The following is a 12354-nucleotide window of genomic DNA, read 5'->3' as shown; positions in this document are numbered from 1 at the left end:
CGGAGTGATCGCCGTCGGGTGATCGTCTGTCACCGCTGGACTTCGCTGTTCGCCAGAACGAGCAGGGCCCGTAGCAGCGTGGTGGCGTGATGGGCGTTCATGCGGACCTTGGACAGGATGCGCCAGGTCTTCAGGTTCGCGAAGCCGTGCTCGACGGCTGCGCGTTCGCGGCTGACCAGCCGGTTCGCCTCCTTCTCGGCGTCGGTGAGGCGGTGGGAGCGGGTCGCCTTGCGGCCCGTGATGATGACTGGAGCATCGTCGAGGCCGTCGTCGAGGCCGAGGTCGGCCAGGGCGCCGAGGCCAGCCTCGCGCAGATGCCTGGTGATGTGGTCGTGGCGGGCGGCGGTGATCTCGCCGGCCCGGCCAGGGCGGGCGGAGGAGTCCGGATCGGGTTCCCCTTCTCGTCGGTCTGCGCGAGGAAGAGCAGGCCATGGGCCTTGTGTTTCCCGCTGTAGTTCTCGCGGTTGGCCGCCCCGGTGCGGCGGCGGGTGCGCACGAGGGTGCCGTCCAGGAGGACCACCGCACCGCGCCGACGGGCGATCTTCTTCAGGGCGCGGTCCAGGCGCGGGGCCCGGGCGGCGAGCAGGTCGAGGACTTCCAAGACCCAGCGACGGACGGTGGCGGCCGAGACGGCGTTGCCGTCGGCCATGTCGGCCAGGTGCTGGTCGTGGCGCAGGACGGCCAGCACGACGATCGCCTGCGTGCCCGGAGCTGCCTTGCGCCAGCGCGTGCCCAGCTGCTTGCGGCGCCGTCGTATCAGGCCGGCGACGAGATCAATGGTCCGCTTCGACACAGGAAGCCGGACCTGGTAGACAACACCGGGAGAGCCCTCGGCGGGCGGCTGTTTCTTCACATGAACGCCAACTCCCGCTGGGGGCTCCCATGTTACGGCCGGAACTGGCCGCTCTGCCCCAGTCGGCAATCAACGCGGCAGGTACCGTCCCGAGCCCGTCCGGGTCAGCCAGCCCCGGTCGGACAGCTTGCGCAACTGGCCGCGGACCGGCTCGACCTTTGCCGGGTGTTCTCCCGACCCAGCGCGAGCGCGACGTCCTTGGCCGTCACCGGCCCCGACGCCTTCGCGACGATCTCCATGATCCGCCGGTACTCCGGCGTGAGCACCTCCACCCCCATGCCTTCCTCGCGGTCTGGGATCAGCCACATCCCGCCCGCCCCGGGCGTCACCACCGGCTCCGGCTCCGGCTCCGGCTCCGGCTCCGGCTCCGGCTCCGGCTCCGGCTCCGGCTCCGGCTCCGGCTCCGGCTCCGGCTCCACGATGCCCGACGGCCGCCGTCCTCCGTCCGCCGCCTCGGCCCACTGCCCGAACACCACCTCGGCCGCCTCCAGCCGACCCAGCTCGGCGTCAGTCTCCGCCAGCTCCTTGCGCAGCAGCTCGGCCCGCTCAGTCAGTCGCATCCGCCGCTCGATCGTCCACGTCAGCACGTCCACCATGCGCTTCCCTCCCGTTGCGGAACCTACGAGACGCCTCGGCCGGACCACCCCAGAACCCGCGAACCGGCTCGTGGCAAGCCAGCACCTGCTAACGATTACGTCTGCGAGCAGCACGAGCTTGTCAATCTCCATGCCCGGCACGGTGACCATGCTCCTGCGGGCCCTGCTCGTCCTCGCGAACCTTGAGATCGCCCGCTGACGGATGATCTACAGCCCGAGCGGATCTTCACTCCAGCCGTGGCCGGCATTTTCAGGTGAACAGGCTCGCTGTGCAGGTACCTCTACTTGACAGGCGGCGTATCGTTTATCGATAATATCGATAAACGATACGCGTGTAGTGGGTAAGGGGAACTCATGGGTGCCAAGTCCTGGTGGAGCCAGACCGACAGTCGGCTGCTGGAGGCAGCTCTGGGCCTGGCTGCTCTGTTGGTCGGCGTCTTCGGGGTACTGCTTCCGGCCCTCGGAGTGGCCGGTCTGATAGATCCGACGGACACCCGCGAGGTTGAGGCCGCGACAGCGACCCGGGTACCGGGAATCGTGACTGATGCGGTGACGGGGCACGGTATGACCCTCACCGGCACCCACTGGGCGGATCTCGTCTTCGCCGACCCCGACCTGGGTCAGCGCCTGCTGCTCGCCTTGCCGGAAGTCGTCGGCAGCCTGCTCCTGTTCCTCATCCTGGCCCTCCTTTTCAAGATGGCCCGGACCCTGCGCGGCGGCGACGTCTTCGTGCCTGTGAACGCGCGACGCCTGAGCGTCATAGGACTCGCGGTGCTGGTGCAGGCCCTCCTCGCCCCGGTGCTGCCAGCGCTCACCACAGAAATACTAGTGACCGGTACCCCCATGGCCGAGCAGGTTCCGTTCTCAGTCACCTTCACCGGCGAGTACGTGCTACTGGCCTTCCTCATCCTGGCGCTGGGAGAAGTCTTCCGGCGCGGAACGAAGCTGCGCGCCGATACCGAGGGGTTGGTCTGATGCCTCCAGAAGAGGAACACCGGGTCCAGGTCCACCTGGACCGACTGCTGGCCCAGCGCGGCATGACCCTGTCCGAACTGGCGGCCAGGGTCGGGGTGACCGTGGTCAACCTCTCCATCCTCAAGAACGACAGGGCGAAGGCGATCCGCTTCTCCACCCTCACCGCGATCTGCCGCGAACTGAACTGCCAACCCGGAGACCTGCTCAGCATCCGCAAAGACTGACCCCGTCCCGCAAGACCTGAACAGCGGGGTATCGATCCGTCGCGCACGTCGCCAGCCGGACCACGGAATCCATCGGGGCTCGTTGTCAGACGATCACGATGCTCAGCAACCGCGCACGACCTGCACGAGCACCGGCCACCGCACCCACACCAGCCCCGCGACCAGCGACGTCAGGATGAAACGGGCTCATTGCCGAATCGCGCAGCCAACGGGCCAACCGACAACGCCTGGCCCTACCGCAAGAGCTTCGCCTGGCGCCAGGCACTGGCCGACCTCGGCGCGACCGGCAAACTCACCCGCGCCTACCGGCCACACACCAACGGCAAGGCCGAACGCTTCAACCGCACCCTGCTCGACGAATGGGCCCACCTGCGGCCCTACACCAGCAACACCGAACGCACCGCAGCCCTGGCAGACTTCCTACACACCTACAACCACCACCGCTGCCACGCCGCACTCGGCGGCCAGCCACCCATCACCCGCGTAAACAACCCTGCGGGTCAATACAACTAGCCCACGGCATCGCTCTCCAGAACGGGCAGCCGCCGCCGGCGAAATGGGGGCGCATGGTGGGGCGGAGAGGCCAGCCGCGAGGGCTATCCCTGCGGGCGGTTCCACAGGGCTATCGTCACCTGGGACCTGGGACCTGGGACCTGGGAGCCGAAGGCGGCAGGCAGCAGGCAGTGGGCTGACGGAAGGATCGACCGCGGCCACCCCGCTCTCGCGGCGAACCAGCACACGGCGCGGCCCCGCCGTCGCGCGGAACCGATCTCTCCTGCCAGGGCATCCAGGCCCCCCTTCGCCGTGGGGCCCGCTCGTGGAGCCCGACGGGCTGGGAGAGGTCGCGCCGAGCCGCCACAGACCATCGATATCACCGGCTCCGTCGACCTGGACCAGTTCGAGCCCGTCAACTTCGACCGCTCCGCCGACCTGATCGGCTGCGGCGTAAAGAGTTTTCTCGTCAATCCACAGCGTGGCCGATGAGTTTGTGGCTCCCGGCCGGTCCAAGCTCGTGACAGCCCAGGAAGGGAAACCGCCATGTCGGAACTTCTCGTCGACTTCATCACCTCCCTCGACGGCTACGCATCGGGAGAGGGGTGGCCCGGGTTCTGGGGCCTGGAGGGGCCGGAGTACCTCGCCTGGCTCGGCGAGCAGCCCGAGGCCACCTACCTGATGGGGGCGAACACCTACCGCCTGATGTCGGGCTTCGCCGCAGGCGAGGTCCCGGAGGGCCAAGACGAGTTCAGGCCCGAAGAGGAGGCGTCCGTCGACGAACTCACGCAAGCGTCCAAGGTGGTCTTCTCCTCCTCCCTCGAGGAGCCACTGACGTGGGCCAACTCCACACTCGTCCGCGACGACGCCGTCGAGGCGGTGCGCGCCATGAAGTCGGACGGCACGAGGCTCCTCAGCACGATCGGCAGCCTCAGCCTGTGCCGGTCCCTGCTGCGAGCCGGACTCGTCGACCGCTTCCGGGTCGTGATGTTCCCGGTGATCACCGGGGCCACGGGCGCAGAACGCATCTACGACGGCTACCCGGACGTCGCCCTCGAGATGATCGAGCACCGCACCTTCGACGGCCGCATCCAACTGGTCGAGTACCGGCCCCGCGTGCTCGAGCACCCGCCGCTCGGCGCCCCTGCGTGACGTCGCCTCGTCCGCCGGTCTGGACGACCGCCAGACCGGCGGCGGGCACGGAGCAGGACCTGACAGGGGTGAACGGCCAACACCAGGATGCCGGGGCCAGGTCGTGGCGGGACTGACGGAGACAAGGTTCCAGTGAGTGTGAGCATCGCTGCGGAGTGCTTGGGCAGCGTCTCGTGGTCCCTGACATTCCGGGTGCGTGCATCCACCACTCCAGTGACCTCCCCGCCATCGCCGGGGCTCGGCACATCCACGAACCCGTTCACCGCTTTCGGCCTGCTCGCGATCTTGATCGTCAGTCGGAGTAGGAGTTTCGCCCGGTCGACAAGCAGCCCAGATCCGCAACGTCCCTGACGTCACGACCCCACCCGGCCGACAGACAGCCCTGGTCGCACCCCAACGGCCGTCGAATCGGCTGATGGCAGCCCTGCCGGTCGGCCCTTACGGCCGGCTGATTTATGATCGCCAGGCTGTCACTGCGCCCGTGCCTGCTGCTCATCACTCCACCGAGTGGCACTTCGCGCTTCTCCCAGGGAAATCGGAAGCGAGGCACATAGCCTGCGCTGGTGCCGAAGCGGGCCGAGTACGGCCGAGTACGTGTCATCGGCGCACCAAGAAGCTGCTGTGCCAAAACGGCGGTAGGTGATGGAGGTGCCGGTTCCGCACGATCCGCAAGGTGTGTACGGTGCGCAGCCTCACGTGCAGGGCCCGAAGGTGCTCGAGGACGGCTTGGCTGTCGCAGTGATCGATCCCGCGGGTCGGATCAGCATGTGGAGTCCGAGGCGCAAGCGCTGACCGGACATTCGGCCTGTGAGATCGTCGGCCGCGACGCCTCCGTGCTCGCCGACCGACCTCTCGACCACGGCCGCGCACTCGTCGCTGAGCTGGTCCGGGCCGGCGGTGCCGTCCGAGTGGACGCCGTGCGGGCGGCGATGTCGCGCATGGTCAGCCTTGTTCGTGACCCGACTCCCCCGCAGCCAACCCGAGACCGCGGCCAACGCCAGGCTGTTCTGGACACCGCCCTCAGGGTAGGCACGTGCATGAAGGAGGAGTGACCATGCCTCGCCGGTGACCGGGCGAGATCAGAGCCTGTCAGCCCCGTCGCAGGAGCGGCGGCAGTCGACACGTCATCCCTGGTCTGTCCGCTGCGACGAACCGGCAGATCGCAGAGTTCGAAGTCCAGTACCGGTTGCCGCCCGGTCACGTCGCCCACGCTTTCCGGGCATGGGCTCTGGCGCTTCGCTCATGGCCGGACCACGGCGTCAACCACGGGTGGGGAACAACCCTCTGGAGGGACACGCACGCGCGAACACTGTTGCAGGGCGCAGCCTCGGCCATGAATCGCACGGCACGCCGTCAACTTCTCGGAGCGATTCTCGGACGCGCGGGCTGCCAAGCGTCCTTCAGGTCCACTACACAGGCCTGAGGCTGGAGAGTTGGCCGGCGTCGACGGAGGCCGCAGCGCAGGTGGCGAGGAGACAGGCCTCCAGCGTCACCGGAGTCTCAGGACACCAGGGGCCCGTTCTTCGAAGATGCCGATCAACCAGTCGAAGACGGTTGACCCCCGCTCCTCACGCGCCGCGGCCAGCTCGGCACTGACCGCTGGGCGGTTCGTGGGGTGGCAGCGCGAAAGGCGGATCTCCAACTGCCGAGCAGTCTCTGGGTAGCTCAAGTGCTCGCGAGACGCCTGGTGGTCCCGCCACTCGACCACGTAGTCACCGTCGTCGGGCGTTCCGAATCCGCCGCTGAGGCAGTCGGCGAAAGCGTCGAGGTTCCTGCCGAAGTAGCCATCGGGGCCGTTGATCGTCTCGCCGATGACTCGCCAGAAGTCTTCCAGCGTCCTGATCCGGGTGCCGTCCAGCACGTATGTCGCGGTCACAGCCCGCAGGATACGTGCGGCTTCGTGGAGAGCAACGGCTTCATCCGGCCCGCCATTGCGCTGATTCCGAGTTCCGGTGATCACTGGGACGTGTGCCGCGCAGTCGTTTGAAGGCCACGCTCAGAGCGAAGGCGTTGGCGTAACCCACCTTCCTTGCGATCGTGCCCACCGTGTCGTCGGTCTCCCGGAGCATGTCCGCAGCCAAGGTGATCCGCCAGTCCGCGAGGTAGGACATCGGTGGTTCGCCGACCAGGGTGGTGAACCGCCTGGCGAGCGCCGCCCGCGATACCCCTACCTCGGCCGCCAGATGCACCACCGTCCACGGGTGGACGGTAGTCGGCGCTGGTCACCACCAGCGAGGGTTCGGTCTGGGGGGGCGTCGGCCACCGCGTAGGGCGCGTCGCCGCGGATGACGGCGATGTCGCCAACACCGATCGGCACCGGCTCGTGCTGGTCGGGCACGATCCACACCCGGCCGCGCACCATCGTGGCGAGCGTCAGCGGGGCGCCGCTGGCCATCCGCAGGGCCCAGGGTGGTCGCATGATCGTCTGCCGGAAGACGGCGCCGCGCGCCCGTACCTCTGCCAAGAGCTCCGAGACGGCGTCCATGTCTTCAGCGTAGACGCCTAGACATCAAGTAGAGGCTTTCGACCATGGATCGTCTCAGCTTGATCATTAACCTCGCTGCTGTTTCAGGCGGACGTGTTCGGTGAGGGTTTCGATTCGTTTCACGGTCTTCCCCGGCTCGTGACGCGGGGCTGGCCTGCGGTTCTTCGAGCCGGGTGGGCGTCCGGGGCCGGGCTTGGAGGGTCTGGGCACGTCGGCGGGACGGGCTGTCTTCACGCGGAGGTGGCGAAACCCCCGGCGGACCCGGGCGGGGGTAAGTCGGCGCGGCTCGGCAGGCCGTTCCCAGGGTCGGCGGAGGTCCTCGGCGAGGGCCGGGCGAGGCGGAGTTGGGTGTGGGCGGCGATGATCAGCCAGGTCCACAGGTCGGCCGTGTGTGGATCGCGGACCTTGGGGACGGTCCAGCCCAGGGTCTGTTTGAACAGCCGGAAGGTGTGTTCAAGATCGAATCTGCGGAGGAACGCCTGCCACCGCAGGTCGACGTCCTGTCCGGTCATTCCGGTGCGTGAGGACCACAGCCACACCGGCTTGGGGTCGCGGTCGCCGGGCAGGTGCCCGACCTTCAGCCGGATCAACGTGCCGTGGATTAAAGGGAGTTCACCGCAGTGGTCGAGCCAGGGGCCACGGGCCTGCAAGCGGGGGGTGCATCCGGTCCCAGGCGAGGGCTTCGGCCTGGCCGTAGCGGGTGGTGTCGCACGTCGTGGCCTGTTCAGGGGTGTGCCAGGACTCCGGCTTGGAGAAGGTGAGGACGCCGCCGTGCTTGCGGGGCTGTCCGCCGCGTGGGGTGGAGCGGCGTGGGCCGGCGTCCCGGAGCATGACGCGGTCCGAGCGGAGCCGGCCGATCAGCTCGACGGGCAGGTCGGCCAGGACGTAGGCGAGGCGGGTGACGTCGTAGCCGGTGTCCATGACGACGAGGATGTCCGCGTCGCCCGGCCGCCACTGCCCGGCATGCACCAGCCGGGTGACCACCTCCCGCAGCTGGGTGGCGGTCACCGCGGTGGCATCGTCGGCCGGCCCGAGCCGCATCGCGTCCAGCACGGCAGTCCAGGACGTGCGTCCCGTCTCCAGTGCGGCGACGAAGGAGTAGGGCCAGCCGGGGATGAACTGATCCGCACTGCGACCCCGCCCGTAGACGTGGCAGAACAGCAACTCCGGGCTGGTGGGGGCGTCGGGTCGCAGCCAGTTGCTCACGTCCACCGCGAGCACGATCCGCCCGTCGGCGGCTCGCGGCAGCGGCGTGGAGGCCAGCAGCCTGCGCAGGCGGCGCGGTTCCAGCCAGCCGTGGTTGACGGCGTCGTACATTGCTCCGTGCCCGCGCCGGTGCTCGGCCGTGAGCGTCAACTCGACCAGCGAGGTGACCGGGCCGTCCGAGCACAGCACCGCGTCGGTGAGCTCGAAGAGCGCATCCGCCCGGGTGTAGAGGCAGTCGTAGAACTCGACACGAAAGTGGGACAGGACACCCAACGCGGCGTCAGCGGACTGTTCAGCGGCGAGACTCTTCACCAGCGGCCGTTCCTTCACGCGACGTTGCTCGACACCTCGAAGCGTGAAGAACGGCCGCCCTGCTGTCTCGGGAACGAGCCAAGATCAGCAGGTCAGGTGAACGGCCGAGGTTAAACACCAAGCTCAGTGGCTGTTGTCGTTCCGATCTTGAGTGGTGTGCGTCGAACGGGAGTCTCGATCGGGTGACCGCAGTCGGTCGCGTGCATGAGAACAGACACCTCACGATGCCAACGCGTCAAGCTGCGGCGGCGAGTTCGGTGGGGAACGCGGTGTGTTCGTCGAACAGCTGGCGGTGTTGTAGGCAGTGGTAGAGCTGGCCGATCATGCGGTTGAAGAGGTTGCGCTGGGCGGCGGCGTGCCAGTCGCCGTGCTCGCGTCGTCGCCGGCAGTGGGCGTTGGCTCCGGCGGATGTCCGGAGTGAGGCGAAGGCCCAGAGGTAGCCGGCGTGATTGAGCCGGTCGTTCTTCACCCACCGCCGTGTGATGGACGACTTCTTGCCGGAGGCCCTGGTGATGGGCGAGGAGCCGGCGTATGCCTTCAGGCCGCGGGCGTCGGCGAAGCGGCTGTGGTCGTCCCCGATCTCAGCCAGGATCCGGGCGGCGAGCTGGATACCGAGCCCGGGGAAGCTCAGCAGGATCTCAGCGTCCGGATGCTGAGGGAACGCCTCTTCCACCGCCTCGGCGAGCTGGTCGGCGGCGGTGCAGGCGGCTTCCAGCTGGAGAAGGAGGGCGAGCATCTGCTTGCCGAGCGCGTTCTCGACCAGCGGCGGCTGGTGGGCCCACTCGGCGCGGAAGACCTCGCGGACGCGGTCGGCCTCAGCCTCGATGCCGCGCTTGCGGCCTGCTCGTTTAAGGGCGGCCTGGAGCTGGGTGCGGGTCAGCCGCGCGGCCCGGGAGGGAGTCGGTGCGGCCTTGAGGAGTTCGCGGGCTTCGGGGCGGCACAGGCCGTTGGTCCAGGTGGCGAAGGCTTCCAGGGCGGCGGGGTAGTACTCGCGCAGCAGGGAGCGGAGCTGGTTGGCGATCTGTTGTCGGTTCCACAGCGCGTCCTGCTGGGCGCGGGCCAGGACGGCGATAGCGCGTCCGAGTTCGGAGTCGCCCGGCAGCGGCCGGTGGGCGTGCATGTCGGTGCGCAGGATGTTCGCGAGCACGAGTGCGTCGCCGGGGTCGGACTTCTTGCGGGAGACGGAGTGCCGGTCGCGGTAGCGGGCGGCGGCCAGCGGGTTGATCGCGAACACCTTGCGTTTGCCGGTTCGCAGCACGGCAACCAGCAGGCCGCGGGAGGTCTCGATCGCCACGGGGATCGGGTTCTCCTCGGTGTCGCCGTGCTCGGCGAGCAGGTCCAGCAGCAGTTTGTAGCCGGCCGCGTCGTCGGTGATGTGCCGCTTGGCCACCAGCGCCCCGGCATCGTTTACCAGGGCGACGTCGTGGGTTCGTTCCGCCCAGTCGATTCCGCAGTAGATCAAGGTTGTCCCTCCCCGATGTGCAGGTGTTTGCGCTGGTGACGAGCGCATGCGGGCCACGCGAGCGACCTAATCCCAGGCATCAACCGTCCTGCGGATGTGCCTCCACCTCACTAGCCGTTCGTGGCACCAGTGCACCCCACGGGCCTCGGTCTGCGCGGGAGCTCGGACGGCTCGGGCGTATCAAGAGGTCACCGTGCGGCAGGCTCGCACCACCAACACCAACGAGTGATCAAGAATCGGTGTTGACGCTCGACGGCCCTGGACGGCGCCGCTCTGGCTGGAGGCATCAAGGCCCAGACCGCACAGGCGTCCGTCCAGTGCCGACGAGCACCAGCGCCCGTCGACGGTGGTGGCGGCCCCGCTGCACCGCATGTCGCCGCTCTGCCTTGAGGCATCACACGCCAGGGCCTCTTGGGGCATCCATACGGCGCCCACGCGACCGCCACCACCATGAGCACCAGGACCGCGCACGCTGTCTAAAGCGAGGCGTTGCCCGCCCGGCAGCCACGAGGTGTCACGGTCCGGCACTCGAACATCCCGGGAGCCAACCGCTTCCTCGGAACGCCCTTAGCAACGGATTAGGGCCTCTTGGTAGCTCGGGGTTGCGAAGCCGACCGAGATCCAGGAGACCCTGTTGCCGCAGTTGTACGCGCTCGCGCCGGTGGAGTTCAACTCGGCTGCACCGACGTGTGATTGGAGCCGAGTGCGGGTGTGATCGATTCGCAGTCGGTCAAGGCGGACGTCGCCGTCGGTGCGGACAGCCGTGGCTTCGACGGCGGGAAGCTGGTCAACGGGCGCAAGCGGCACGTCGTGGTCGACACGCTCGGCCTGCTGCTGGGTGTGATGGTCACCGCAGCGGACACCGGTGATCGCGCCGCCGCGCAGGTCCTGCTGCGGCAAGTCGCCGACGCCCACCACCAGTTGGAGCTGGTCTGGGCCGACGGCGGCTACACCGGCGGCCTCGTCGAGTACTGCCTGGCCACGTTCGCGCTGGTCCTGGCGATCGTCAAGCGCAGCGACGACATGCGCGGCTTCGTGGTGCTGCCCAAGCGGTGGATCGTCGAGCGGGTGCGCCGTGAGGCGCTTGTTGATCGAGTGGAGGTGAAAGACCTGCACCAACCTGCTGTCGCAGCAGTGGGGTTGAAGCTGAGGGCAGCCTGATCCGGGAGGTGCCGGGGAGGGCGGGAAGCAGCCCTGACAAAGCCGGGGCGGGGCCAGGACCGTCAGATGGCCGTGTGCCCGGCGAGCATGACGGAGAGGTGTACGAGAGGAACCGGTGTGTGAAGCCTCGTAACGAATTCCCACCAGCTCGAACCTGACGGATCTGGGCTGGGTGCGGTGCGCGTCTGCCATCTGCTCGGGCAGGCGACTTGCGCGGAGGTCTCGTTCGCCGCCGCGCAAGGCCACGGTGAAGGACTGCGGCGTAGCCGTGGCGATGCCGCCGGGTATAGCCGGGCGCCTCCGACAAGCGATCACAGTGAAAGGGAATGGAACCGTCCCGGGCCGCGCCGCGCATCCGGCGCGGACATCCGGGCTGGGTCCACCCGGGCCGAACGGTCCGGGATGGGCGGAGCCGCCGTAGTCCGAGCGCGGGAAAGCCGCGTACATGGCGAAGGGCGGCAGCAGGTAACGAGTGGAAGGGGACTGCAATGCCCGAAGACGCCGGAGTGGAGACTCCGGCCGTGCAGCGCGACGCCGGTGGTGCGGCCGCTGCAGGTACGGGAGATGCAGACCAAGCTGCACCGCTGGGCGGCGGCCGATCCCGGCTGCCGCTTCGATGATCTGTACCACCTGGTATGCGACCGCAGGTTCCTCGCACGTGCGTGGGACCGGGTCGCGGCAACAGGTGCCCGCACCGCGGCGTGGACCGGGCCACGGCCCGCACCATCGCCGAGCAGGTGGGCGTGGAGGTGTTCCTGGACCAGCTGCGCGAGCAGCTTCGGCAGCGGACGTTCCGCCCGCTGCCGGTACGCGAGCGGATGATCCCCAAGCACGGCGGGAAACTGAGGAGTCTCGGCATCCCGACCGTGGCCGACCGCGTAGTCCAGGCGACGCTGAAACTGGTGCTGGAACCCATCTTTGAGGCTGACTTCACGCCGGTCTCCTACGGGTTCCGCCCCAACCGGAGGGCGCACGACGCGATCGCCGAGATCCACTTCTGGGGCACCCAAGGCTACCGCCAGGTCCTGGACGCGGACATCGAGGCGTGCTTCGACTCGATCGACCACACGGCCCTCATGGACCGGGTGCGTTCCCGAGTCAAGGACAAGCGCGTGCTCGCCCTGGTCAAGGCGTTCCTGAAGGCCGGAATCCTGCGGGAGACCGGGACAATGGAGCCATCCGAGACCGGCACCCGCAAGGCGGGATCCTCTCCGCTGCTGGCCAACATCGCGCTGTCCGCGCTCGATGAGCACGATGTGGGCCGTGGAAGCCAGGCGGGACGATGTCCAGCGACTCGCGACGCTTCACGCGGGTGGCCAAGAACCTGCCGAACTGGCGGATCGTGCGCTACGCGGACGACTTCGTCGTGCTCGTCAGGGGCGAACGCCACCACGTCGAGGCGCTGAGAACGGAGATCGGCGAGGTCCTGGCCCCGC

At 68.4% G+C, this 12354-nt stretch carries 11 protein-coding genes and 2 pseudogenes; 6 read left to right on the top strand and 7 right to left on the bottom strand.

Going from position 1 to position 12354, the window contains the following annotated elements; translation table 11 throughout:
- Window positions 1-29: 29 nt before the first annotated feature.
- Window positions 30-326, bottom strand: coding sequence for a transposase family protein (locus E4N62_RS49085; RefSeq protein ID WP_230224213.1), 297 nt, complete (start codon window positions 324-326; stop codon window positions 30-32).
- 631 nt (window positions 327-957) lie between these two features.
- Window positions 958-1449, bottom strand: coding sequence for a hypothetical protein (locus tag E4N62_RS43690; protein ID WP_230223786.1), 492 nt, complete (start codon window positions 1447-1449; stop codon window positions 958-960).
- Window positions 1450-1803: 354 nt separating this feature from the next.
- Here E4N62_RS43690 and E4N62_RS43685 point away from each other — a divergent pair, with 354 nt between their 5' ends.
- The 4 genes and pseudogenes from E4N62_RS43685 to E4N62_RS43670 all read left to right on the top strand — a co-directional run bounded on the left by E4N62_RS43685 (window position 1804) and on the right by E4N62_RS43670 (window position 4292).
- The gene (locus tag E4N62_RS43685) at window positions 1804-2424 is read left to right on the top strand and encodes a DUF2975 domain-containing protein (protein WP_230223785.1); all 621 of its coding nucleotides are present in this window, start codon (window positions 1804-1806) and stop codon (window positions 2422-2424) included.
- On the top strand, window positions 2424-2648 hold the full coding sequence (locus tag E4N62_RS43680; protein WP_230223783.1) for a helix-turn-helix transcriptional regulator: 225 nt from the start codon (window positions 2424-2426) through the stop codon (window positions 2646-2648). Before E4N62_RS43685 ends, E4N62_RS43680 begins: the two co-directional genes overlap by 1 nt.
- A gap of 216 nt (window positions 2649-2864) precedes the next feature.
- Window positions 2865-3161, top strand: a pseudogene (locus E4N62_RS43675) (integrase core domain-containing protein); the annotation flags it as partial.
- Window positions 3162-3686: 525 nt separating this feature from the next.
- The gene (locus tag E4N62_RS43670; protein WP_230223781.1) at window positions 3687-4292 is read left to right on the top strand and encodes a dihydrofolate reductase family protein; all 606 of its coding nucleotides are present in this window, start codon (window positions 3687-3689) and stop codon (window positions 4290-4292) included.
- A gap of 1489 nt (window positions 4293-5781) precedes the next feature.
- Here the strand turns inward: E4N62_RS43670 and E4N62_RS43665 are convergent.
- The 5 genes and pseudogenes from E4N62_RS43665 to E4N62_RS43650 all read right to left on the bottom strand — a co-directional run bounded on the left by E4N62_RS43665 (window position 5782) and on the right by E4N62_RS43650 (window position 9805).
- The gene (locus tag E4N62_RS43665) at window positions 5782-6168 is read right to left on the bottom strand and encodes a barstar family protein (protein WP_230223779.1); all 387 of its coding nucleotides are present in this window, start codon (window positions 6166-6168) and stop codon (window positions 5782-5784) included.
- Window positions 6169-6208: 40 nt separating this feature from the next.
- On the bottom strand, window positions 6209-6481 hold the full coding sequence (locus E4N62_RS49080; protein ID WP_308186282.1) for a helix-turn-helix transcriptional regulator: 273 nt from the start codon (window positions 6479-6481) through the stop codon (window positions 6209-6211).
- Complete coding sequence (locus E4N62_RS49075; RefSeq protein ID WP_308186281.1) at window positions 6460-6777, bottom strand: cupin domain-containing protein; 318 nt, start codon at window positions 6775-6777, stop codon at window positions 6460-6462. Before E4N62_RS49075 ends, E4N62_RS49080 begins: the two co-directional genes overlap by 22 nt.
- A 66-nt stretch (window positions 6778-6843) precedes the next feature.
- A pseudogene (locus E4N62_RS43655) lies at window positions 6844-8256 on the bottom strand (NF041680 family putative transposase).
- A 274-nt stretch (window positions 8257-8530) separates the two neighbouring features.
- The gene (locus E4N62_RS43650) at window positions 8531-9805 is read right to left on the bottom strand and encodes an IS110 family transposase (RefSeq protein WP_230214436.1); all 1275 of its coding nucleotides are present in this window, start codon (window positions 9803-9805) and stop codon (window positions 8531-8533) included.
- A 663-nt stretch (window positions 9806-10468) separates the two neighbouring features.
- On the opposite strand from E4N62_RS43650, the gene E4N62_RS43645 reads away from it, so the two are divergent.
- Together E4N62_RS43645 and E4N62_RS43640 are read left to right on the top strand one after the other, a co-directional pair.
- On the top strand, window positions 10469-10918 hold the full coding sequence (locus E4N62_RS43645; RefSeq protein WP_230223778.1) for a transposase: 450 nt from the start codon (window positions 10469-10471) through the stop codon (window positions 10916-10918).
- A 701-nt stretch (window positions 10919-11619) separates the two neighbouring features.
- A complete protein-coding gene (locus E4N62_RS43640; RefSeq protein ID WP_230223777.1) occupies window positions 11620-12324 on the top strand; it encodes a reverse transcriptase domain-containing protein in 705 nt (234 codons plus the stop codon).
- Window positions 12325-12354 lie beyond the last annotated feature (30 nt).

Source organism: Streptomyces sp. MNU76, assembly GCF_020982545.1.
Taxonomy (GTDB): domain Bacteria; phylum Actinomycetota; class Actinomycetes; order Streptomycetales; family Streptomycetaceae; genus Streptomyces.
The sequence above is the reverse complement of the archived record's forward strand: the minus strand, read 5'-3'. Positions and strand labels throughout refer to the sequence as shown.

What these genes read in the sequence shown, in the direction of transcription:
- E4N62_RS43690 (WP_230223786.1), bottom strand. Translation starts at nt 1,449, where the DNA reads ATGGTGGACGTGCTGACGTGGACGATCGAGCGGCGGATGCGACTGACT.
- E4N62_RS43670 (WP_230223781.1), top strand. Translation starts at nt 3,687, where the DNA reads ATGTCGGAACTTCTCGTCGACTTCATCACCTCCCTCGACGGCTACGCA.
- E4N62_RS43680 (WP_230223783.1), top strand. Translation starts at nt 2,424, where the DNA reads ATGCCTCCAGAAGAGGAACACCGGGTCCAGGTCCACCTGGACCGACTG.
- E4N62_RS43685 (WP_230223785.1), top strand. Translation starts at nt 1,804, where the DNA reads ATGGGTGCCAAGTCCTGGTGGAGCCAGACCGACAGTCGGCTGCTGGAG.
- E4N62_RS49075 (WP_308186281.1), bottom strand. Translation starts at nt 6,777, where the DNA reads ATGGACGCCGTCTCGGAGCTCTTGGCAGAGGTACGGGCGCGCGGCGCC.
- E4N62_RS43650 (WP_230214436.1), bottom strand. Translation starts at nt 9,805, where the DNA reads ATGCGCTCGTCACCAGCGCAAACACCTGCACATCGGGGAGGGACAACC.